This is a genomic window from Sphingomonas sp. 67-41 (assembly GCF_001899725.1).
Lineage (GTDB): Bacteria > Pseudomonadota > Alphaproteobacteria > Sphingomonadales > Sphingomonadaceae > Sphingomonas > Sphingomonas leidyi.
In genome coordinates this window covers 102383-125433 of the sequence record NZ_MKWJ01000032.1, presented here as the reverse complement: position 1 = coordinate 125433, position 23051 = coordinate 102383, and the positions used below count along the sequence as shown (strand labels likewise).

At 67.3% G+C, this 23051-nt stretch carries 20 protein-coding genes; 9 read left to right on the top strand and 11 right to left on the bottom strand.

The features are described 5' to 3' along the window. The first annotated feature begins 115 nt into the window (after positions 1 to 115). The 3 genes from nrdR to BGP17_RS22740 all read left to right on the top strand — a co-directional run bounded on the left by nrdR (position 116) and on the right by BGP17_RS22740 (position 1657). The gene (nrdR, locus tag BGP17_RS22750; RefSeq protein WP_167301318.1) at positions 116 to 577 is read left to right on the top strand and encodes a transcriptional regulator NrdR; all 462 of its coding nucleotides are present in this window, start codon (positions 116 to 118) and stop codon (positions 575 to 577) included. Then, on the top strand, positions 574 to 1299 hold the full coding sequence (locus BGP17_RS22745) for an RNA methyltransferase (RefSeq protein ID WP_167301319.1): 726 nt from the start codon (positions 574 to 576) through the stop codon (positions 1297 to 1299). The genes nrdR and BGP17_RS22745 overlap by 4 nt, the downstream gene beginning before the upstream one ends. Positions 1300 to 1384: 85 nt before the next feature. Then, positions 1385 to 1657, top strand: a complete 273-nt coding sequence (locus BGP17_RS22740) for a hypothetical protein (protein ID WP_167301320.1) — start codon at positions 1385 to 1387, stop codon at positions 1655 to 1657. A 61-nt stretch (positions 1658 to 1718) separates the two neighbouring features. On the opposite strand, the gene BGP17_RS22735 is transcribed toward BGP17_RS22740, so the two are convergent. Next, positions 1719 to 2021 (bottom strand): chorismate mutase, encoded by a 303-nt coding sequence (locus BGP17_RS22735; protein WP_167301321.1) that lies wholly within the window; start codon positions 2019 to 2021, stop codon positions 1719 to 1721. Positions 2022 to 2199: 178 nt separating this feature from the next. Here BGP17_RS22735 and rpsD point away from each other — a divergent pair, with 178 nt between their 5' ends. Next, positions 2200 to 2814: a 30S ribosomal protein S4 gene (gene rpsD, locus BGP17_RS22730; RefSeq protein ID WP_086128258.1), complete on the top strand. Its 615-nt coding sequence runs from the start codon at positions 2200 to 2202 to the stop codon at positions 2812 to 2814. A gap of 213 nt (positions 2815 to 3027) precedes the next feature. Then, positions 3028 to 3795 carry a nucleotidyltransferase domain-containing protein gene (locus BGP17_RS22725; RefSeq protein WP_286713729.1) on the top strand — a complete coding sequence of 256 codons (768 nt, stop codon included), beginning with the start codon at positions 3028 to 3030 and terminating at the stop codon, positions 3793 to 3795. Between the two features lie 12 nt (positions 3796 to 3807). Here BGP17_RS22725 and BGP17_RS22720 read toward each other — a convergent pair whose 3' ends face one another. After that, positions 3808 to 5793, bottom strand: a complete 1986-nt coding sequence (locus BGP17_RS22720; protein ID WP_286713728.1) for an alpha/beta hydrolase family protein — start codon at positions 5791 to 5793, stop codon at positions 3808 to 3810. Between the two features lie 260 nt (positions 5794 to 6053). Here BGP17_RS22720 and BGP17_RS22715 point away from each other — a divergent pair, with 260 nt between their 5' ends. From BGP17_RS22715 to BGP17_RS22700, 4 genes are all read left to right on the top strand, one after another. Further along, entirely contained in the window at positions 6054 to 8558 is a 2505-nt protein-coding gene (locus tag BGP17_RS22715; RefSeq protein ID WP_167301324.1) for a TonB-dependent receptor, read from the top strand. A 100-nt stretch (positions 8559 to 8658) separates the two neighbouring features. After that, positions 8659 to 10098: a CehA/McbA family metallohydrolase gene (locus BGP17_RS22710; RefSeq protein ID WP_286713727.1), complete on the top strand. Its 1440-nt coding sequence runs from the start codon at positions 8659 to 8661 to the stop codon at positions 10096 to 10098. Between the two features lie 137 nt (positions 10099 to 10235). Further along, on the top strand, positions 10236 to 11855 hold the full coding sequence (locus tag BGP17_RS22705; RefSeq protein ID WP_286713726.1) for a M28 family metallopeptidase: 1620 nt from the start codon (positions 10236 to 10238) through the stop codon (positions 11853 to 11855). A 19-nt stretch (positions 11856 to 11874) separates the two neighbouring features. Continuing rightward, entirely contained in the window at positions 11875 to 12855 is a 981-nt protein-coding gene (locus BGP17_RS22700; RefSeq protein ID WP_286713725.1) for an agmatine deiminase family protein, read from the top strand. 140 nt (positions 12856 to 12995) lie between these two features. Here the strand turns inward: BGP17_RS22700 and BGP17_RS22695 are convergent, their stop codons facing one another. The 9 genes from BGP17_RS22695 to BGP17_RS22655 all read right to left on the bottom strand — a co-directional run bounded on the left by BGP17_RS22695 (position 12996) and on the right by BGP17_RS22655 (position 23034). Beyond that, complete coding sequence (locus BGP17_RS22695; protein WP_286713724.1) at positions 12996 to 14429, bottom strand: PQQ-dependent sugar dehydrogenase; 1434 nt, start codon at positions 14427 to 14429, stop codon at positions 12996 to 12998. Positions 14430 to 14511: 82 nt separating this feature from the next. After that, positions 14512 to 16719 carry a catalase/peroxidase HPI gene (gene katG, locus BGP17_RS22690; protein ID WP_167301329.1) on the bottom strand — a complete coding sequence of 736 codons (2208 nt, stop codon included), beginning with the start codon at positions 16717 to 16719 and terminating at the stop codon, positions 14512 to 14514. Between the two features lie 252 nt (positions 16720 to 16971). Beyond that, positions 16972 to 17880 carry a hemolysin family protein gene (locus BGP17_RS22685; protein ID WP_167301330.1) on the bottom strand — a complete coding sequence of 303 codons (909 nt, stop codon included), beginning with the start codon at positions 17878 to 17880 and terminating at the stop codon, positions 16972 to 16974. Positions 17881 to 17889: 9 nt separating this feature from the next. Further along, positions 17890 to 18399, bottom strand: coding sequence for an rRNA maturation RNase YbeY (ybeY, locus tag BGP17_RS22680; protein ID WP_286713723.1), 510 nt, complete (start codon positions 18397 to 18399; stop codon positions 17890 to 17892). Between the two features lie 37 nt (positions 18400 to 18436). After that, positions 18437 to 19438 carry a PhoH family protein gene (locus tag BGP17_RS22675; RefSeq protein ID WP_086128269.1) on the bottom strand — a complete coding sequence of 334 codons (1002 nt, stop codon included), beginning with the start codon at positions 19436 to 19438 and terminating at the stop codon, positions 18437 to 18439. A gap of 371 nt (positions 19439 to 19809) precedes the next feature. Further along, positions 19810 to 21144 carry a tRNA (N6-isopentenyl adenosine(37)-C2)-methylthiotransferase MiaB gene (gene miaB / locus BGP17_RS22670; protein WP_286713722.1) on the bottom strand — a complete coding sequence of 445 codons (1335 nt, stop codon included), beginning with the start codon at positions 21142 to 21144 and terminating at the stop codon, positions 19810 to 19812. A gap of 49 nt (positions 21145 to 21193) precedes the next feature. Continuing rightward, on the bottom strand, positions 21194 to 22075 hold the full coding sequence (locus tag BGP17_RS22665) for a lysophospholipid acyltransferase family protein (RefSeq protein WP_286713720.1): 882 nt from the start codon (positions 22073 to 22075) through the stop codon (positions 21194 to 21196). Position 22076: 1 nt separating this feature from the next. Then, positions 22077 to 22499 carry a Fur family transcriptional regulator gene (locus BGP17_RS22660; protein WP_137864504.1) on the bottom strand — a complete coding sequence of 141 codons (423 nt, stop codon included), beginning with the start codon at positions 22497 to 22499 and terminating at the stop codon, positions 22077 to 22079. A 121-nt stretch (positions 22500 to 22620) separates the two neighbouring features. Then, entirely contained in the window at positions 22621 to 23034 is a 414-nt protein-coding gene (locus BGP17_RS22655) for a Ros/MucR family transcriptional regulator (protein ID WP_086128275.1), read from the bottom strand. Positions 23035 to 23051: the final 17 nt, after the last annotated feature.

The window sequence follows — 23051 nt, the reverse complement described above, 5'->3', positions numbered from 1 at the left end:
CTTCCGCGCGTTCGGCGCCAGCCCGCTCCCCCACCCGGCCACCCACCGGCAGGGTATTCTATGGGTGGCCGGGTGGGGGAGCGGGCTGGCTCCGCTTCTCCGTCAGGAGCAATAGATGCGCTGCCCCTTCTGCGGACATGAAGACAGCCAGGTAAAGGACAGCCGCCCCACCGAAGACGGGGCGGCGATCCGCCGCCGGCGCCAGTGCGAGGCCTGTGCCGCGCGCTTCACCACGTTCGAACGCATCCAGCTGCGCGAGCTGACCGTGCTCAAGAGCGAGGACAAGCGCGAGCCGTTCGACCGCGACAAGCTGGTCCGCTCGATCTCGGTCGCCACCCGCAAGCGGCCGGTCAACGCAATGCAGATCGAGAAGCTGGTCTCCGGCATCCAGCGCCAGCTCGAGACGGCCGGCGACACCGAAATCCCCTCGCAGAAGATCGGCGAGCTGGTGATGGAAGGTCTCAAGGGCCTGGATTCGGTGGCCTATATCCGCTTCGCCAGCGTCTATAAGGACTTCCGCGAGGCGAAGGACTTCGAGGAATTCGCCGGCAATGTGAGCGAGGTGGGGAAGAGTTGAGCCAGCCCCCCGTCATCGTCCTCGTCCGCCCGCAGCTGGGCGAGAATATCGGCAAGGCAGCGCGCGCGATGCTCAATTTCGGGCTGGTCGACCTGCGCCTCGTCGCTCCGCGCGACGGCTGGCCCAATCCGAGCGCCGGCCCCGCCGCCAGCGGCGCGGACATCGTCCTGGAACGGGCCGAGGTGTTCGAGACCGTCGCCGACGCGGTGGCGGATTGCGCGCACGTCTATGCCACCACGGTGCGCAAGCGCGGAGTCTCCAAGCCGGTCGTCACTCCCGAGGAAGCTGCCGGCGAGATCCACCGCGAGGAAGGGCGTTCGGCGATCCTGTTCGGCCCCGAGCGCTCGGGCCTGGAGACGGACGACGTGGCCGTCGCCCGCACCATCGTCACCGTGCCGATCAATCCGGAATTCGGCTCGCTCAACCTTGCCCAGGCGGTGATCCTGGTCGCCTATGAATGGTCGAAGGGCGTGCGCCTCGCCCAGCCGACCCAGGAGGTGCTCGATCCCCCCGCGCCGCAGGACGAGCTCGACGGCATGATCGGCCAGCTCGATGCGATGCTCGAGGAATCGGGCTATTATTTCCCGCCCGATCGCGTGCCGTCGACCAAGCGGACCTTGCGCACCCTGCTCACCAAACCGGCCTGGTCGAGCCAGGAACTGCGCACGCTTCGCGGCGTGCTCTCGGCGCTCGAAGGGAAGAAGCGGCATCGCGGCAGCTGATACAGCTCTGCAATACACTTCCGCTTTTCGCAGCTGTGAAATCCCGCTAGATTGCACGAATCTTTCGAGTGGGGAGGGATTTTTGATGCGTTTCGTACCCGTGCTTGCGTTGCTCGCTCTCGCTACCCCGGCACTTGCCCATCAGGATGCCGATGGCGGAGCCGACAAGAAGCCCAAGGCCGAGAAGAAGATCTGCCGGGCGCTCATCTCGACCGGCTCGATCATGGGCAAGCGCGAATGCCGCACCAAGGCCGAATGGGACGCGATGAGCGACCGTTCGACCAACGCCCGCGAGAAGCTGGACCGCGACATGGGCGGGCGCACCGGCGGCATCGGCGCCACGCGCAGCAACGACTGAGCGGATTTCCGCGCGCCGGTGGCGTCGGCCGCCGCGCGGATGCCCGCACTCACATTTCACGTCAGCGCCGGTCGAACGCCTCGAGCTCATGGGCGATCGAGGCTTCGACCAGCCTGTCCCAGATCTCGCCGATCGGCGCGTCAGGAATGCCGGCGGCGCGGGCATGCGCGCGGGCATTGGCGATCACCTGCGCCTTGCGCGCCTCGTCGCGGACATGGCTGCGCTCGGGCTTGATGCGCGCGGCGGCGTCCATATAGCCGAAACGGCGCTTGAGGAGCTGGACCAGCGCCGCGTCCACCGCGTCGACGCCGGCACGCACCTCGATCATGGTCGTGCAGGCTTCGGGATCGATCGTGTCTTGCATGGCGGCTCCTTGGCCGGGTGGCGCGCCGCTGTCCAGCTTGACTCGGCCGCGCCGCGCCGCTAACCGCGCGCCTTCGCAATGGCCCCGCACCCCGGTGAAGCGGTGGCCCTGTCCTCCTTCGGGAGATCGGCAGGCGGATACCGGGAAAACCGTTGTTAGCGATTGCAAGGATTTACGAATGTCGAAGCGTTCCAGCGCAAAGTACAAGCTCGACCGCCGCATGGGCGAGAACATCTGGGGCCGTCCCAAGTCCCCGGTGAACAAGCGCGAATACGGCCCGGGCCAGCACGGCCAGCGCCGCAAGGGCAAGATGTCGGACTTCGGCATCCAGCTGCGCGCCAAGCAGAAGCTCAAGGGCTATTACGGCGACGTCACCGAGAAGCAGTTCAAGCGCGCCTATGAGGACGCGTCGAAGATGAAGGGCGATACGTCGCAGAACCTCATCGGCCTGCTCGAGCAGCGTCTCGACATGATCGTCTATCGCGCCAAGTTCGCGCCGACGATCTTTGCGGCGCGCCAGCTGGTCAATCACGGCCACGTCCTGGTCGATGGCGAGAAGTGCAACATCGGTTCGCGCCGCATCAAGCCGGGTCAGACCGTGTCGCTGCGCGCCAAGGCGCAGGAAATGGCGCTGGTGATGGAGGCGCAGAGCCTCGCCGAGCGCGACATCCCCGACTATGTGTCGCCGGACGGCGCCTCGAAGATCACCTTCACCCGCGTGCCGACCCTCGACGAGGTGCCGTACCCGGTGAAGATGGAACCGAACCTGGTCGTCGAGTTCTACAGCCGCTGATGCCATGCTCCGGCGCAAGCCGGAGCCGGCCATGCTCAGCGGCTCGGCCGGCGGCGCCAAGAGCGCCGACCGACGACGCGGCTTTGCCGCGGTGCCGATCCGGAGAGAAAGGAGGGCGGTCCTGCGGGGCCGCCCTTTTTCGTTGCGGGGATCGAACCGCTATGGCGGATGTCCGGTCTGGTCCGGCCGTCATGGTTCCGGCACAGATGCCGCATGATCGATCCGACCCTGTCCACGCCAGCCGAGGTGCTGGCGGCCGCGCGCGCCATAGTGGCGTCGCGCTATCCGGATGCCGTCTTCGCGCTCGTCGCGGGGTCGCTGATGCGCGGGGAGGGCACGGCGCATTCCGATCTGGATCTGATCGTGCTCCACGACCGGGTCGAAGCCTCGCGGCGCGAATCCTTCGTCGCCGGGGGCGTGCCGGTGGAGGCGTTCGTCCATGACGACGAGACGCTGGCCTGGGCGATCGACGTCGCCGCGACGCGCGGCCGGCCCAGCCTTCTCGCCCTGATCGCCGAAGCGACGGCGATCGGCCGCGCGCCGCAGCGGGCGGCGCGGCTGAAGGAGGCGGTGGCGGGGATCCTCGCCAAGGGGCCGCCGCCCATGCCGCCCGCGCAGCTTGATGCGCTGCGCTATGCGATCACCGACGCCGTGCAGGACTTGCGGGGCGCCCGTGGCGAGGCGGAGCCTCTGGCGATCGGCGTCCTGCTCTATCCCCTGCTGGCCGAGCTGGCCCTGCGCGGGCGCGGCCAGTGGAACGCGACGGGCAAATGGGTGCCGCGCGCGCTCGCCCGGATCGACGGCGCGCTTGCAGGGCGGTTCGACCACGCCTTTCGTGCCCTGTTCGCGTCGGGCACGGCCGATGCCGTCATCGCGCTCGCGGAACGGGAACTCGCGCCGCATGGGGGCATGCGCTTCGACGGCGACGTCCAGGTCGCCAGCCCCGCCTGGCGTGCGCCGGCGGGCCGGTTCGGCGCGTAGGGCTTCCCGGCCTCAGGGCCTGGCGGGAAGCTTCAGCGCCGTGCGCAGGAACCCGTCGCTCTTGTCGAGCATCTGGGTGCGGGCGCGATCGTCGTCGAGCTGATGGTCGAGGCCCTTGAACTCGACCAGCTCGACCGACTTGCCTGCGCCGCGCAGCTTCGATGCCATCAGTCGCGATTCGCCGATCCCGACATTCAGGTCCTGGTCGCCATGGAACATCAGCACCGGGGCCTTGATCTTCTGGGGGTTCTGGGCCGGCGAGCCTTCCTTCACATGCGGCCCCGAGCCGATGAACTTGCTGACCATGTCGTAGTTGGTGAAGCCCAGGGCTTCCTTTCGCAGCGCCTCCAGGTCCGTCACCGGCGCGATCGCCACGATCGCCTTGAACAGGTCGGGGTCGAGGGCCGGGCTCTGCAGTGCGGCATAGCCGCCATAGGACCAGCCGACGATCGCGAGCTTGTCCGGCGCGGCGATGCCCTGGGCGACCAGCCAGCGTCCGCCATCGTTGACGTCGCCGATCGCGGTGCGCCACGACTGGAAACCGTTCTTCTGGAACCAGGCGTCGCCATAGCCGGTCGATCCGCGGAAATTGGGCTGGAGCACCGCAAAGCCGCGCGCCGCGTAGAATTGCGCCAGCCAGTCGAAGCCCCATTCGTCGCGCGAGCCCGGCCCGCCATGCGGCATCACGATCGCGGGCAGGTTCTTGCCGTCGCTGCCCGGCGGCAGGGTGAGATAGCCCGGGATCGCGGTGCCGTCCGCCGCCGGGAAGGTCACCGCCCGCATCGGCGACAGGCTGGTCTTGGCCAGCCCCGGCCGCAACGGCATCACTTCGGCGAGCTGCCGGCTGGTCTTGTCGTAGAGATAATAGGTGCCCGGATCGGTGTCGCCGCCGGCGAACAGCAGCAGCTTCTTCTCGTCCGCGGTCGCGTCGACGAACGTCACCAACGGCTTGCCGGGCAGCGCCTTGCCGAGCGCGGTGCGCAGCTTCTGCAGCTCGGGGTCGAAGAATTCGGTGTTGCGCTTGTCGGTGGCGTAGCTCACGCCGACCACGCGCCGCTGCCGGCCGATGCGGATCAGCCCGTCGACATCGACCTGGGGATGCGCGAACACCAGCTTGCGGGTGAGGTTGCCGTCCAGCGCGATGCTGTAGAGCGCCATCCGCCCGTCCTTGCCGTCGAAGCCGTAGACGATGTTGGCGTCGCGATCGACGGCATAGGGGTTGAAGCCGGCATAGCCGCCGACACCGTCGGCGACGAGTTCGCCCAGCTTCTTCCATTCGCGGCTGTCGGACGTGCGATAGCTATAGGTGTAGCGGCCGGTGCTCATCCCCGTGCCGCGAGTCTCCGCCACGCCCAGGACGCGGACATTGCCGTGCCCGTCGCTGATATACTCGCTGGCGCCGCCCCGCGGCAGCTCGACGCTCCTGCGCTTGAGCGTCGTCGCGTCGACCAGCTCCACCCCCATCCCCTCGCGCGTGTTGGCGAGGTGGGTGCCGGTGGAATATTCGGGGACGGACATGCTCGTCATCAGCACCGATCCGTTCGATCCGTCCGGGCCCCAGTCGATGATGTCCCCACCCGACTGGACGATGTCGAGCGCGGTCGCGCTGCCCCGCTTGCTCAGCAGCTTGAGGTCCGATCCATCGGCGTTGAGCGAGACCATCCGGGTGAAGGCGAGCTTCTGGTCGAGCTGCTCGATGATGTAGATGTTGCACACGATCCGCGTCGAACTGGCCCAGCGGCAGCTGGTGAGCTGATCGGGCTCGCCGCTCGCGGTAAGCACCACCTTGCTCGCGCCGGTCTGCACATTGGCGACCACCAGCCCCGCGCCGTGCCCGGGCATCGGCTGGATCATCGCCACCTGGGTGCCGTCGGGCGACAGGCTGATCTGCTGCACGAACTCGCGCGCGCCGAAATTGCGCGCATCCTCGCTCTGCGCCGAAGCGAGCGCGGGCACGGCCGAGGCGGCGAGCAGCGCCGCGCGAACGAAATATTTCATGAATCCCCCCCTTTTTCGGACGGCAGCCTAGCCGGCGCGCGCACTTTGGCAATCCACCCGATCCCTGGTGCTGCATAGTCCGCGGCATGGGCTCTGCCCCATGCCTCTCGCGACTGGCCCCATGCACATCGGAAATCGCTGTCATTTTTCCGAACAAATAGCTTCATTTCGGTGTCTTCTCCAAGCCGTCCAATCGCAACAGCAGGCGCCTAGCGCGCCCCGGCAGCAGCCTGCGCTGTCCATGCGAAAGGGGATTACCAATGCAGATCAGCCATATGCTGACGCGCACCAGCTTCACCGCCCTCCTGTTGACGGCGAGCGTTCCGGCGCTCGCCCAGGCACAGGAAGCCGCCAGCCCGGCCACCGGCGCCGCCACGCCCGACGAGGAGATCGTCGTCACCGGCCGCGCCGGCGCCGGCGAGCGCACCAAGCTCGACACCAGCTACGCCGTCACCACCCTGTCGAACGACATGATCCGCTCGCGCGCGCCGTCGAGCGTGACCGAGACGTTGAAGTCGGTCCCCGGTTTCTGGGTCGAGGCCTCGGGCGGCGAAGGCTCGGGCAATGTCCGCGCGCGCGGCATTCCGGTCGACGGCTTCGGTTCGATCAACCTGCTCGAGGACGGCCTGCCCGTGCAGCACGATCCCGCGCTCGGCTATCTGAACGCCGACCAGGCCTTCCGTCTCGACGAATCGATCGACCGGATCGAAGTCGTCCGCGGCGGCCCGTCGTCGGTCTTCTATTCGAACGCCCCGGGCGGCGTGGTCAACTACATCACCCGCCGCGCCGGCGATTCGATCACCGGCAACGCCCGCGTCCTCTATGGCCCCACTGCCGAGCTCTACCGTTTCGACGGCTGGATCGGCGCGCCGCTGGCCGACGGCCTCAAGCTCGGCGTCGGCGGCTTCTATCGCAGCGAGCAGGGCGTCCGCGATCCCGGCTTCACCGGCAACAAGGGCGGCCAGGTCCGCGCCGACCTCGTCAAGGAATTCGACGGCGGCTCGCTGACCTTCAGCTACAAGCATCTCGACGACAACGCGATCTTCTACACCGGCATCCCGCTGACCAAGGACGGCAAGGGCAAGATCGTCGGCCTGCCGGGCTTCGATCCGCATTACGGCACCACCGCCAGCCCCGCCTCGGCCAAGCTCTCGCTGCGCAGCGCCACCGGCATCGTCAATTTCGACAACACCAAGGGCACCGACATCCGCCTCGACCAGGGCTCGATCCTCACCGATTACGAGTTCGCGCCGGGCTGGAAGCTCACCAACGGCATGCGCTATCGCGACAGCTACACGGTCCGCAACGGGGTCTACCCGACTTCGGTCAACACCGCGGCGGCCTTCCTCGCGGCGAACCGCGCGGCGCTGCTCGGCGCCTTCCCGGGCGCGACCGACGTGCAGATCCGCTATGCCGACAACGGCCAGGCGTTCAACGTCGCCAACCAGAACGGCAATGGCGACATCTTCATCAACGCCGCCCGTCCGGTGACCGTCTGGGAGCGCGAGTTCCTCAACGACTTCCGCATCGCCCACAAGTTCGAAGCCGCGGGCACGCATGATTTCGCGTTCGGTTTCTATTATGCGAACATCGACGAGACCTTCAGCCGCTACTCGGCCTCGACCGTGCAGGACGTGTCGAACAATTCGCGCCTGCTCGACGTGGTCGCGGTCAACGCCGCGGGCACGGTCGTCGGCGCGCTGACCAGGAATGGCGTCGCCCGCTACGGCTCGGAATTCGCCAACGGCACCGGCAGCCAGACGACGATCGCGCTCTACGCGTCGGACGAGTGGCAGATCACGCCGACGCTGCGCTTCGACGGCGGTATCCGCTGGGAGCAGATGAAGGCCAACGGCGCGCAGGAAGGCCAGAAGACGGTCAATCTGGGCGATCCCACCACGCTGGCGGACGACACGGTGCTGACCGGCAACGGCGTGTTCACCAACTTCGATCGCAAGTTCGACGATATCGGCTACACCGCCGGCATCGACTGGCAGTTCGCCAGGGTCGGCGGCGTGTTCGCGCGCTACACGCACGCCTTCCGCATGCCGAGCGTCGGCAGCTTCATCACCAGCGCCACCGCGACGCCGGTGATCCAGGGCATCAACATGTGGGAAGGCGGGCTCAAGCTCTCCACTCCGCTGATCAGCATCTATGCCACCGGCTTCCTGACCGACTACGACTCCTATTCGATCGGCAATTTCGTCTTCGCGCCGCCGCCGGCCACCGGCGTCATCCAGCAGACGGTCTATACCGACACGCGTGCCTATGGCGTCGAGCTCGAGGCGACGCTGCGCCCGGTCAAGTGGTTCGACTTCACCGTCCAGGCGACCATCCAGGAGCCGACCTTCCGCAACCTGCGCTACAACGAGAACACGTCGGGCGGCCTGGTCGCGCGCGACTATTCGGGCAACCAGCTGCTGCGCGTGCCCAAGCTCTCGCTGCGGGCCACGCCGGCGGTGACGCTGTTCGACGGGCGCCTGCGTGCGCAGATGGACGTCGAGCATTATGGCGACCGCTATGCCGATGCGGCGAACACCTCGAAGCTGCCGGCCTATACGGTGATCAATGCCAGCGTCAGCCTGGGCCTGACCAAGAACATCCGCCTCTGGGCCTATGGCGACAACCTCACCAACACGATCGGCCTTACCGAAGGCAATCCGCGCGCGGGCGAGCTGACCAGCGGCCAGGCCAACGACCTGCTGTTCATCGGCCGCCCGATCGTGGGCCGCAACATCCGCTTCGCGGTCGACTTCTCGTTCTGAGTGCCGGGGGAAGGGGAGGCGTATCTTCCTCTTCCCCCATTTCCCGCCCAATCTCTCCGTTCCTGATCCCCCTGACGGTCCTCCTCCAAGGGATTGCCCCATGCTCCGCTTGCTGATCGCGCTCTGCCTCCTCCTCGTCCACGCGCCCGCATATGCGCAGCAGGCGGACCAGGTGATGACCGGCGAGATCACCGGCGCGGATCACGAGACCTACAAGCAGATCCCCTTCGACGTGCCCGACGGGGCCCGGCGCATCACCGTGCGCCTCAGCTATGACAAGGCGAACCGGACGGTCGTCGATCTCGGCCTGTTCGATCCCGAGCGCTTCCGCGGCTGGAGCGGCGGCACGCGCAACCGTTTCACCATCGCGGCCAGCGACGCCTCGCCCGGCTATCTCCCCGGCGCGCTGCCCGCGGGCCGCTGGCACGTCCAGCTCGGCGTGCCCAATGCCCGCAAGGATGCGCGCAGCCCCTATCGGGTCGAGGTCTTCCTCGATCGCGGTGCCGTCCGCAACGCCAGCGCCGCGATTGCCGACGGCCCGGTCCGGACCGGGCCCGGCTGGTTCCGCGGCGATCTCCACATGCACGATGCCCATTCGGACGGCAGCTGCACCAGCAAGGCGGGCAGGAAGGTGCCGTGCCCGCTCTTCCGCACCGTCGACGCCGCCGCGCGTGCCGGCCTCGATTTCGTCGCGGTCACCGATCACAACACCGTCGCGCATTTCGCAGGGCTGCGCGAGCTCCAGCCCTATTATGACGACATCCTGCTGATCCCCGGGACCGAGATCACCACCTTTGGCGGCCATGCCAATGCGATCGGCCTCGATCGCTGGGTCGATTTCCGCATCGGCACGCCGGGCGCCCTCAATGTCGCCGCGATGGAGAAGGCAGTGGAGGAGGCCGGGGCGATCCTTTCGATCAACCATCCGGCGCTGCCCTCGGGCGAGGCCTGTATGGGCTGCGGCTGGATCTGGCCGGATACCGACTGGGCCGGCATCGCCGCGGTCGAGGCGATCAACGCCAATACGGTCGACACGCCGCTCTCGGGCATCGGCTTCTGGTACAAGCGGTTGAATGCGGGCAATCGCCTCACCGGCATCGGCGGCAGCGACAATCACGATCCCGATGCGCAGGCCGGCCGTGCCCCGATCGGCCGCCCGACCACCGTGGTCCATGCCGCCGAACTCTCCACGCCGGCGATCCTGGCGGGCATCCGTGCCGGCCGCGTCTTCATCGACGTCGAGGGTACGCGCGACCGGATGCTCGACGTGACGGCCGTTTCGGGCCGCAGCCGCGCGGCGATGGGCGAGACGATCGCCGCCGGCGCGAGGATCGATGTCACCGCGACGATCGCCGGCGTCGCGGCGGGCAAGGCGGTGCTGGTCGCCAATGGCGCCGAAGTGCAGTCGCTGCCGGTCGGGCCGGCGGTTGCCTTCCGGCTCGATCGCAAGGCCGCCTGTGGCTGGGTCGCAGTCAATGTGACGACGGAGGGCGGCAAGCTCCTGCTGGTCGGCAACCCGATCTATGTGGTGTGCCGCTAGGGCGCCCCGCTTTCCTTCGTCACCGCGATTCCCTGCCGTGACGATGTTTCATGGTATCGCCACCATGGCGCTGCGCATTGCGATCCCGCGCAACCCTTGCCAACATTCGCGCGATACCATTCCGCAAAGGGGATCCCATGCGTCACCTGCTCACCGCCGCCCTGCTGCTCGCGGGCACCGCGGCCAATGCCCAGACCATCCCGGTCGAGACGATGAAGGAGGTGACGAAGGAATTGTCCTCCGATGCCTATGAGGGGCGCGCGCCGACCACCCCGGCGGAGGACAAGACGATCGCCTATATCGTCCAGCGTTTCGAAAGGGCCGGATTGAAGCCGGGCAACAAGGGCAAGTGGACCCAGGACGTGCCGCTGGTCGAGCTCACCGCCGGCAACGTCCAGCCGCTGGTCTTCACCGGCGGCAAGACCCCGGTCAGCCTCGACTATCGCAAGGACATGGTGATCGCCACGTACCGGGTGGTCCCCAAGGTCGCGATCAAGGACAGCGACGTGGTGTTCGTCGGCTATGGCATCAACGCTCCCGAGCGCGGCTGGAACGACTATGCCGGCCTGGACGTGAAGGGGAAGACGGTCGTCATCCTGGTCAACGATCCCGACTATCGGGCCCCCGATACCAAGGGTTTGTTCGAGGGCCGGGCGATGACCTATTATGGCCGATGGACCTACAAGTTCGAGGAAGCCGCCCGCCAGGGCGCGACCGCCGCGATCATCGTCCATGACAGCTTCCCGGCCTCCTATCCCTGGGGCGTCGTCCAGTCCTCCTGGACCGGCCCCCAGCTCGAGCAGGACACTCCCGGCGATCACATGGACCAGAGCCAGGCGATCGGCTGGATGCAGCTCGACAAGGCCAAGGCGCTGTTCGCCGCGGCGGGCAAGGATTTCGATGCCCTCGCCGCCGCTGCGACGAAGCAGGGCTTCAAGGCCGTGCCGCTCGGCGTGAAGGCTTCCGTCAGCTGGGACAATTCGATCCGGCGCCAGGCTTCGAAGAATGTGGTCGGCATCCTGCCCGGCGCCGGCAAGCCCGGCGACGTGGTGCTCTACTCGGCCCATTGGGACCATCTCGGCCGCTGCGACGCGGTGAAGGGGGACGACATCTGCAACGGCGCTGTCGACAATGCCTCCGGCATCGGCGGGCTGGTCGCGCTGGCGGAGGCTCATGCGAAGGCGGGCCCGGCCCGGCGCAGCATCGTCTTCCTGGCCGTCACCGCCGAGGAATCGGGCCTGCTGGGCAGCAAGTTCTACGCCGAGAACCCGGTCTATCCGCTCGCCAGCACGGTGGGCGGAGTGAATATGGATTCGCTCAACGTCATCGGGAAGACTAGGGATTTCGTGCTGGTCGGCGCCGGCAAGTCCGAGCTCGAGGACCTGGTGAAGCCCATCGTCGCCGCCGAAGGCCGGGTGATCGTCCCCGAGGAACGGCCCGAGGCCGGCGGCTATTACCGCTCGGACCATTTCAGCTTCGCCAAGCTGGGCGTACCGATGCTCTATGGCGAGAGCGGCGACGATCTGGTGAACGGCGGCAAGGAAGCCGGCGAGAAGGCCGCCAAGGACTATACCCAGAACCGCTATCACAAGCCCCAGGACGAATATGATCCCAACTGGGACTGGAGCGGCGCGGTCTCCGACCTCAACGTCTATTACGGGCTCGGCCGCCAGCTCGCCGACGGCAGCGCCTGGCCCAACTGGTATCCGACCGCCGAATTCCGCGCGATCCGCGACAAGTCTCGCGCCGGGCAATGAACGGGATTATGGGGGCGGGATGACGATTCCGCCTCCCCCCAAGCCCGAATGGGCGCATCATCACGCCGTGTGGATCGGCTTTCCCAGCCATCCCGAACTCTGGCTCGAAGACCTGGCCTCCGCCCGGCTGGAAGTCGCCGCCTTTGCCAAGGCGGTGCATGCCGAGGGCAAGGGCGAACAGGTGATCCTGGTCGCCGCGAACGAAGAATCCGCCAAGGCCGCCCGTACCTTGGCGGGGAATTCCGCCAAGGTGGTGGTGGAGCCGTTCGGCGACATCTGGCTGCGCGACACCGCCGCGATCATCGGCGGCGACGGCACCGCGCACGACTTCCGGTTCAACGGCTGGGGCGGCAAATATGATCTCGAAGGCGATGACGATATCGGCCATCGCCTGGCCGAGCGGGCCCGGATGCACGTCGAGGACCATGGCTGGATCCTCGAGGGCGGCGCGATCGACGGCGACGGCACCGGCCTCGTCGTCACCACCGAGCAATGCCTGCTCAACCGCAATCGCAACCCGCAGCTGAGCAAGGCCGATGTCGAGGAAATGCTGCGCAAGGACCTGGGCTATACCCAGGTGCTGTGGCTGGGCGACGGGCTGCTCAACGACCATACCGACGGCCATGTCGACAATCTCGCCCGCTTCATCGGCCCTAACCGGCTGCTGGTTCCCGAGGGCGCCGAGAACGACCCCAATTGGCGCATCTACCAGGATGCCGCCGCGCGCGCCGAGCGTGCCGGCGTCGAAGTGGTGCGCTTCCCCTCGCCGGGCCGGGTGCTCAACGAGGATGAGGAGATCATTCCGGCGAGCTATATGAACTTCTATATCGGCAATGCCGCGGTGGTGGTCCCGCTCTACGGGCAGGAGAACGACCAGGCGGCGGTCGACATGCTGGCCAGGCTCTTTCCCGGACGGGCGATCATCGGCCAGCGCGCCGATCATATCCTGACCGGCGGCGGCAGCTTCCACTGCATCAGCCAGCAAATCCCGACGGCTTGAGGGATGCCGTAGCATAGGAGGGGCGTCCTCCCGGCCTTGTGCCGGGGGCCGCCATGCCGCGCTGCTTGCGCTCAAGCCTCCGGATCTGGCACCCCGCCTTCCGGCGGACCCCGGCACAAGGCCGGGGAGACCGGATCGCGCTATTTGGGCGAGGCGGGTGCGGGTGCGCCCGCGATCGGCGCGCCGGCCTTGCTGCTCACGCGCCAGATCATGTTGCCGACATCGTCCGCTACCAGCAGCGCGCCGCCGGCATCGGTGATCACGCCCACGGGGCGGCCGTTCACCGTCTTGCCGTCCTTGGCGAGGAAGCCGGTGAGCAGGTCGACCGGCTTGGCGTCCTTGCGCGGATAGCCATTGTCGCCGAACGGCACGAAGACGAGCTTGTAGCCCGAGGGCGGCTCGCGGTTCCACGAGCCGTGCAGCGCGACGAAGGCGCCGTTGACGAACGGGCCGCCGAGCTTGGCGTCGGCGGCGAAGGCGAGACCGAGCGGCGCGGTATGCGCGCCCAGCGCGAAATCCGGGCGCTTGGTATATTCGCGCAGGTCCGGCCGCTCGGGCGTCACGCGCTTGTCGACATAGCCGCCCCAGTAATTCCACGGCCAGCCATAGAAGGCGCCGAAATCGACCTGGGTGAGATAGTCGGGCGGCATGTCCGAGCCGAGCATGTCGCGCTCGTTGACCACGGTCCACAGATTGCCGGTATGCGGCTCGAAGGCCATGCCGTTCGGATTGCGCAGGCCCCAGGCATAGACGCGCGACGACTTGGTCTCGGGCACCACTTCGAGGATCGCGGCGCGGGTGCGCCGGGCCGCGTCGAGCTGCTTCGCGACCTGGAAGGGGGTGTCCGCGGCATAGATGTCGCCTTCCTTGTCGAGCCCGTTCTCGGCGATGTTCGAGGAAGATCCGACCGCGACATAGATGCGCTTGCCGTCGGGCGAGGCGAGGATGTTGCGCGCCCAGTGATTGCCGCCGCCGGCCAGGTCGACGATCTTCTCCGGCTTGGCGGTGATCCTGGTCTCGCCCGTCTTGTAGGGGAAGCGGACGAGCGCATCGGTATTGGCGACGTAGAGCCAGTCGCCGACCAGGGCCATGCCGCTGGGCGAGTTGAGGCCTTCGAGCAGGGTCGAGCGCTGGTCGGCAACGCCGTCGCCATTGGTGTCGCGCAGCAGCGTGATGCGGTTGGCCGAGGGCACGCCGGCACCGGCGCGGTTCATCAGGATGCCCATGATCCAGCCGGTGATGCCGCCGCCCTCGCGCGGGGGCGAGTTGGTTTCGGCGACCAGCACGTCGCCATTGGGCAGGCGATACAGCCAGCGCGGGTGATCGAGCTTGTCGGCGAAGGGTGCGACTTCGATCCCGGCGGGCGCCACCGGCTTCGCGCCGTTCGCCCAGCCCACCGGCTTGGCGATGCGGATCGTCGGGATGTCCTGGTAGCGGGCCTCGCCCAGTTGCGGGATCACGCCGGTCACGGCCTGTTCGGGCAGCTTGGCGACATCCGGCCGGGTGGCCCAGATGAAGAGGCCGATGAGCGCCACCGCGAGGATGGCCAGGACGATGAGGATCCGCTTGAGCATGGCGGAACGATAGGGGCGGGAAAGGGGGAAGCCAATCCAATTAAAATCCTCCCCGAGCGAGGCTCGGGGAGGAATTGGTCGGTCATTTCAGGTCGAAGCGATCGGCGTTCATCACCTTGGCCCAGGCGGCGACGAAGTCCTGCACGAACCGGTCGCCACCGCCGGCCTCGGCATAGACTTCCGAAATCGCGCGCAGCTGCGAGTTGGAGCCGAACACCAGGTCGGTGCGCGAGGCCGTCCATTTCCGTGCGCCGGTGGCGCGGTCGGTGCCGGTGAATTCCTCGTCGGCACTCTCGTCGATCTCCTTCCACACCGTCCCCATGTCGAGGATGTTGACGAAGAAGTCGTTGGTGAGCTGGCCGAGGCGATCGGTGAACTGGCCGTGCTTGCCCGCCTTGGCATGGTTGGCGCCGAGCACGCGCAGCCCGCCGACCAGGACGGTCATCTCGGGCGCCGACAGGCCGAGCAGCTGGGCGCGATCGACCAGCAACTCCTCGGTGGGCACGCTGAAGCGGACCGCCAGATAGTTGCGGAAGCCATCGGCGCGCGGCTGGAGCACGTCGAAGCTCTCGGCATCGGTCTGCGCGTCGGTGGCGTCGCCGCGGCCCGAGGTGAAGGGCACGGTCACGTCATGGCCCGCCGCCTTCGCGGCCTGCTCGACGCCGAGATTGCCGCCCAGCACGATCAGGTCGGCGATGCTCACCTTGCCGCCGAAATCGGCCTGGATGCCCTCATAGACCTTCAGTACCCTGGCGAGCTCGGCCGGCTCATTGGCTTCCCAGTCCTTCTGCGGCGCCAGCCGGATGCGTGCGCCATTGGCGCCGCCGCGCCGGTCCGACCCGCGATAGGTCGAGGCCGAGGCCCAGGCAGTCTTGACCAGCTGCTGCACGGTGAGGCCCGAAGCGGCGATCTTGCCCTTGAGCGTCGCGATATCGCCGTCGCCGAGCTTGGTGCCGGCCGGGATCGGATCCTGCCAGATCAGGTCCTCCTGCGGCACTTCCGGCCCGAGATACCGGGTCTTCGGGCCCATGTCGCGGTGCGTCAGCTTGAACCAGGCGCGGGCGAAGGCATCGGCGAAATAGGCCGGGTCGCTGCGGAACTTCTCCAGGATCTTGCGATAGTCGCCATCGTCCTTGAACGCCTTGTCGGCGGTGGTCATCATCGTCGGGACCTTCCTGCCCGGCGTATGCGCCGCCGGCGCGAGGGTCTCCTCGGGATTGCCGACCGGCTGCCACTGCTGGGCGCCCGCCGGGCTCTTCACCAGCTCATATTCATGGTCGAGCAGCATGTCGAAATAGGTCATGTCCCATTTCGTCGGCGTCGGGGTCCAGGCGCCTTCGATGCCCGAAGTGATGGTGTGGTCGCCCATCCCGGTCTCGTGCGTCGAGATCCAGCCCAGGCCCATCGAGGCCATGCCCGCGGCCTCGGGCTCGCGGCCGACATGCTTCGCATCGCCCGCGCCATGCGCCTTGCCGAACGTATGGCCGCCGGCGGTGAGCGCCGCGGTCTCCTCGTCGTTCATCGCCATGTTGGCGAAGGTGCGGCGCAGGTCGCGCGCCGAACCCTTGGTGTCGGGCTTGCCGCCCGGGCCCTCGGGGTTGACGTAGATCAGGCCCATCTGGATCGCGGCGAGCGGCTCTTCGAGCGCCATGCCCGCCTCGTCATCGATGCGGGTCTTGTTCTCGGGGTGGCCGACCCATTGCTCCTCGGTGCCCCAATAGATGTCGCGCTCGGGCTCGAAAATGTCCTCCCGGCCGCCGGAGAAGCCGAAGGTCGGGCCACCCATCGATTCGATCGCGACGTTGCCGGCCAGGATGAACAGATCCGCCCAGCTGATCTTCGCGCCATATTTCCGCTTGATCGGCCACAGGAGCCGGCGGGCCTTGTCGAGATTGCCATTGTCCGGCCAGCTGTTGAGCGGCGCGAAGCGCTGCGAGCCCGAGGACGAGCCGCCGCGGCCGTCCCCCGTGCGATAGGTGCCGGCCGAGTGCCAGGCCATGCGGATGAAGAAGGGGCCGTAATGCCCGTAATCGGCCGGCCACCAGGGCTGGCTGTCCGTCATCAGCGCAGTGAGATCCGCCTTGAGCGCGAAATAGTCGAGGCTGTCGAAAGCGGCGCGATAGTCGAAGCTCTCGCCATAGGGATTGGGCGAGACGCCGCCCTGGGAGAGGATTTCCAGGCTCAGCTGCTCCGGCCACCAATCGCGGTTGGTGCGGCCCAGCAACGTGCGCAGCGCCTGGGGCTCCTTCGACGGGTCGCTCAGCGGGCTGCCGGTGGTTGGTGCGTCCATGGGATCGATTCCTCTCGATTGCTTGGTCGCTCGGGAAGCAAGCGCTTCCCTGAGTCTCGTAGAGGCTAGCCGGGGCGCAGTGATCGCAGAAATGGATTAGATCGCCGTCAGTGATCGACCGGGTGATTTTTGCGACATGTTGTTGTCATGCGCGGGGAAGCGCGGAAGGCCCGGCATGCTGTTCCCGGGTGCGACGTCATCTCCGTTCCCCTCCCTGAAAGGGAGGGGAGCTTTCCGCCCGGTTGCGGCCGCCTACTCCTCCGCCAGCGCCTTTTCCGCCGGCGGATGCAGCCTCAGCCGCGTGACGCGCTTGGGATCGGCCTCGACGATCTCGAGCTTCCAGCCGCTGTCATGCTCCAGGCACTCGCCCGCCTCGGGCACATGCCCGGCGAGCACGAAGGCTAGGCCGCCCAGCGTGTCGACATCGCCATCGACTTCGCCCAGGCGCGGATCGACCGTCTCGGCGACGTCCTCGAGCTCGGCACGGGCATCGGCGTCCCAGCCGCCGCCTTCGATCGGCACGAGCAGCGCGGTGGGCGCCTCGTCATGCTCGTCCTCGATCTCGCCGACGATCTCCTCGATCAGGTCCTCGATCGTGATCAGCCCCTCGGTGCCCGAATATTCGTCGAGCACGATGGCGAGATGGGTGCGTCGCCCGCGCATCTGGGCGAGCAGGTCGAGCGCGCCCATCGACTGGGGCACGTAGAGCGGCTGGCGGATCAGGCCGGCAATGCTGGCGGGGTGCGGCGCACCGCTCGCCAGGATGTTGAACACGTCCTTGATATGGACCATGCCGATGATGGTATCGAGCTCTTCGCGATAGACGGGAAGGCGGCTGTGGCCGGCTTCCTCGAACAGCTTCACCAGATCGGCGAAGCTGGTCCGTTCCTCGACCGCGATGATGTCTGCGCGCGGCACGCCGACATCGCCGGCATCGCGCTCGCCGAAATGGAGCAGGTTGCGCAGCATCTGGCGCTCGATCGGCGCCAGGTCGCCCGCCGGGGCGCGGCCGCCCTCGTCATGCTCGTCGATTGCGTCCTCGATGCGGTCGCGCAGCGTTTCTTCTTGGTCGTCACCGAACAGGAGGGTGCGGATGCCGCGCCATATTCCGCCACCTTCGTGGCCGTCTCCATTGCCGTTGCTACTAGGGCCCTCGGGCATGTTCGGTGTTCAATCCTCGCGTATCAGATAGGGGTCGTGCAGGCCGAGGTCGCGAAGCGCGGCGCGCTCCATTTCCTCCATCGCCTCGGCTTCGGCATCGTCCATATGGTCATAGCCTAGCAAATGCAGCAGGCCGTGGACAATCAGGTGCGTTGCATGGTCCTCGACCGAAACCCGGCGCTCCATCGCCTCGGCGGCGCAGACGCCGTGCGCCAGGACGATATCGCCCAGCAGCACCTCGCCATCGTCGCTGTTCTCGGTGACCGCTTCCATCAGGTCCGGCTGGACCATCGGGAAGGAGAGCACGTTGGTCGGCTTGTCCTTGCCCCGATACTGGCGGTTGAGGACATGGACTTCCTCGTCCGAAGTGAAGCGCACCGCGACTTCGATCGTCGCGGCATGATCCAGCCACTCGAGGAAGGGGGTCTGGCGAAGCGCGGTCTCGGCGGCGCGGAGGGCGAGCGTTTCCCAGTCCGCGTCGGGCCAGGGCGATTCGACCAGGGCGGCAACGTCAAGCATCTAGATCCCCCCCAGAACGGGGAGGATCAGGAAAGTATCAGGCATTCGGTCCCTCATATGCCTCGACGATGCGGCCGACGATCGGGTGGCGGACCACGTCCGCCGTCGAGAAGCGCGAGAAGGCGATGCCCTCCACGCCCTCGAGCCGTCGCGTCGCGTCGTTCAGGCCCGAGGCGGGCGGGCCGCCGGGCAGGTCGACCTGGTTGGGATCGCCGCAGATCACCATCCGGCTGTTCTGGCCGAAGCGGGTGAGGAACATCTTCATCTGCGCCGGCGTGGTGTTCTGCGCCTCGTCGAGGATGACGAACGCATCCGCCAGCGTGCGGCCGCGCATGAAGGCGATCGGGGCGATCTCGATCTCGCCGCTGGCGATGCGCCGCTCCACCTGCTCGGCGGGCAGGCAATCGTAGAGCGCATCGTAGATCGGGCGGAGATAGGGATCGACCTTCTCCTTCATGTCGCCGGGCAGGAAGCCCAGCCGCTCGCCGGCCTCCACCGCGGGACGGGAAAGGATCAGCCGCTGGACGCTGCCGGTGATCAGTTGCGCGACTGCCTGCGCCACGGCGAGATAGGTCTTGCCCGTGCCCGCCGGGCCCAATGCGAAGATCATGTCGTTCGAGACGAGCGCGCGCATATACTGGGTCTGCGCGACCGAGCGGGGCACGATCGTCTTCTTGCGCGTGCGGATCATGATCTGGGGCGGGGCGTTGCCATTGTCCGCCTTGATGATGCCGGTGAGCGTCGGCTCGCTCGACATCGCGATCACGGCGTCGATCAGCCCGGTATCGACTTCCTCGCCGCGGATGACGCGGGCGTGCAGTTCCTGCAGCACTTCGCGGGCATGGGCGACGGCCTCGGCAGATCCTTCGATCTGCACGCGCTGGCCGCGAGCATGGATGTACACGCCGAGCCGCTCTTCCAGGGCGAGGATGTTGCTGTCGAATTCGCCGAAGAGCTGCGGCAGGAGTTGGGGCTTGTCGAAATTCACCTCGGCGCGGCTGCGTTCACCGGACTGGGCGGGGACAGGCTTGCGGCTCATGCGGCTCCTTGCGGCTGCGAGATATGGACTCTGTTGACGGTGCCACGCATGCGCGCGGACGTCCCTTGCCCGACGCGCGTAGAGACGCTGCGTGTCAAAGCGAAGACGATGCGGGCGGTTCCCTGGCGCATGCGATATGGGGAGAGTGGCAGAGGATTTCCAACTTGGACAGGGGGAATGCGGCGGTTGCAGCAACGAAGCGATGGACTGTGCGATGCGTGCCACATGGCCAGGGTCCGAAACCGCCCCTGTCGGATCTTCACCGAGGAGGATCTGGACGCTGCGCGGAGCATCGGGATGGCGCGGAATCTCGGCTTCTCGCCGCGCGAGATCGCGGCACCGGCAGCGGAGCGATGGCCGCCGAACGCGGCCTAGGCCGCCGCGCGGACCATTTCGGTTCCTTGCAGCGAATTGGCGAAGCCCGCGACGATCTCGACATCGACCATGTCGCCGATCCCGGCATCGGTATCGAGATAGACCGACTGGAGCCAGGGCGACTTGCCGAGCATCTGGCCGGGGAGCTTGCCCTGGCGCTCGATCAGCACCGGGCAGCGCTTGCCGGCGGTCGCGCGGTTGAAGGCGAGCTGGTCGCGGTTGAGCGCGGCCTGGAGGCGCTGCAGGCGCTCGTCCATCACTTCGGCGGGAACGAACCGATCGGTCATCTCTGCGGCGGGCGTGCCCGGGCGCGGGCTGTACTTGAAGCTGAAGCATTGGGCATAGCCCACTGCGTCGACCAGGCGCAGCGTTTCCTCGAACTCGGCGTCGGTCTCGCCCGGGAAGCCGACGATGAAATCGCCCGACAGTGCGATGTCGGGCCGCGCGACGCGGACGCGCTCGAGAATCTCCAGATAGGAATCGCGCGTGTGGCTGCGGTTCATTGCCTTGAGGATGCGGTCGCTTCCCGCCTGCACCGGCAAATGGAGGAACGGCATCAGCTTGGCCACTTCGGCATGGGCACGGATCAGGCCCTCGCGCATGTCGTTGGGGTGGCTGGTGGTGTAGCGGATGCGCTCCAGGCCCTCGATCCGATCGAGCGCGCGGATCAGGCCGTGCAGCCCGGTGCCGGCATCGTCGTCCCAGGCATTGACGTTCTGGCCGAGCAGCGTGATCTCGCGCGCGCCGGCATCGACGAGCGCCTTGGCCTCGTCGACCAGTTCGGCGAAGGACCGGCTGATCTCGGCGCCGCGCGTATAGGGCACGACGCAATAGGTGCAGAATTTGTCGCAGCCTTCCTGCACGGTGAGGAAGGCCGTGGGGCCGACCTTGCGACGCCGGGGCAGCGCGCCGAACTTGCTGAGCGCCGGCATGTCGGTATCGAGGGTCGACTGGCCGCTGGCGGCCTTCGCCACCAGCTCGGGCAGGTTGTGATAGGCCTGCGGGCCCACGACGACATCGACCTTGGCGCGGCGGACGATCTCCTCGCCCTCGGCCTGGGCGACGCAGCCGGCGATGGCGATCATCGGCTCCGCGCGCCCGTCCGCGCGCGCGCCCTTCCGCAGGCGGCCGATGTCCGAATAGACTTTCTCGGTCGCCTTTTCGCGGATGTGGCAGGTGTTGAGCACGACGAGATCGGCGGCCTCGCCCTCGGCGGCGGCGGTCATGCCCTGCGCGGCCATCAGCTCGGCCATGCGTTCGCCGTCATAGACGTTCATCTGGCAGCCGAACGATTTGACCTGGAAGGTCCTGGGATTCTTGGGGGCGTTCATCGGGCGGGGCTATACCGACTTACGTCCCTCGCCGAAAGGGAGGGGTGCCTCAGCCCCCCGGCTTCGGCCGATACCCGATCGGGTCCTCGGCGAAGCGGAAGGTGCGGAGCGGCTGGCCCAGCACTGCGACCAGCGCCTCCTCGATCCGCCGCCGGCTCTCCGCGGCGATCACCTTGCGGCCGGGAAAGTCGCGCGGATGGAAGGGCTCGAGGAAATGCACGTCGAGCCGGAAGCTGCCCTTGCGGCCGAGCACGCGCCGCGCATTGTTGAGCCCGCGTTCCTGGCCGATCCAGCAGATGTCGTCCGCCGCCGCGCCATAATGGAGCATCACCGGCTGCACCATAACCCCGGGGGGCGGCGGCTCGAGCACGCGCAGCATCGGCGTCTTGAAGGGAAGGAGCGACTTGCCGTCGGTGGTGGTGCCCTCGGGGAAGACCGTGATCGCCCAGGTCTCCGCCAGCGCGTCGCGCAACTCGTTGATCTGCTCGGCGACGCCCAGGCGGTTCTCGCGCTTCACATAGACGGTGCGGTTGAGCCCGGCGAGCCAGCCGACGATGGGCGAGCTCCGGATCTCCGCCTTGGCGATGAAGGCGGTGCCGCTGGCGCCGCCCAGCGCCAATATGTCGATCCAGCTCAGATGGTTGGAGATGTAGAAGACGTCGCGCTTCAGGTGCGTGCCGATGCGGTTGATCCGCGCGCCGCAAATCCTGGCGGCGATGGAGAGGAAATAGCGCGGCCAGGGCGATGGCAGGCGGGCGAAGCGGAAGAGATAGTGGAGCGGGACGAGCAGCAGCAGCGCCAGCACCAGCATCGCCACGCGCCGCCACATGCGGCACTGCTCGGCCAGGGTAAGCGGGGTGTCGTGGCCCTGGATCGCGTCCTCGCGCCGGCGCGCGGCGCGCTGGGCCCGGGTCTCGCCGGTGCCCGGCATCTCAGCTCTTGCGGTCGAGCGCGACGCCGTAGAGTTCCATGCGGTGATCGACCAGGCGGAAGCCCAGTCGCTCGGCGATCTGCTTCTGCAACTGCTCGAGCTCGGGATCGACGAACTCGATCACTTCGCCCGTCTCGACGTTGATCAGGTGGTCGTGATGCGCTTCGGGCGAAGGCTCGTAGCGGGCGCGGCCATCGCCGAAATCGTGGCGGTCGAGGATGCCCGCTTCCTCGAACAGGCGCACGGTGCGATAGACCGTGGCGATGGAGATGCCCGGATCGATCGCCGAGGCGCGCTCATAGACCTTTTCGACGTCGGGATGATCCTCCGCATCGGAGAGGACGCGCGCAATCACCTTGCGCTGTTCGGTGATGCGCAGCCCCTTCTCGTGGCAGAGCGCTTCGAGATCGATCTTACGGCCCATGGGCGCGATGTAGCGTGCGTGCGCCGAAGTTGGAAGACTGTGGCGGAGAAAAGGCGCGGTCAACGAGAAAGGCCGGCCCGGAGCGATCCGGACCGGCCCTTCCTGTTCGGCGGGCTGGGGCTCAGCGCTTGCGGCGCTTGGTGCCCAGGCCGATCTTCTTCGCCAGGCTGCGGCGCTGCTCGGCATAATTGGGGGCGACCATCGGATAGTCGGCCGGCAGGTTCCACTTGGCGCGGTACTGCTCCGGCGTCATCTGATAGTGCGTCATCAGGTGACGCTTCAGCATCTTGAGCTTCTTGCCGTCCTCGAGGCACACGATATAGTCGGGCTTCACCGAGGCGCGAATGGAAACGGCCGGCTCCTGCTTCACTTCGGGCTCGGCGGCGGCGCGGCCAAGACCCGAGAGCGCGCCATGCACGTTCTGGATGAGAGTCGGAAGGTCGGATACCGCAACACTGTTGTTGCTGACATGCGCCGCAACAATATCTGCCGTCAGGGTGACCAGCGTTTCATCAATCTCGGCTTGCGTTTCCATTTTTTTCCTTTCGACCC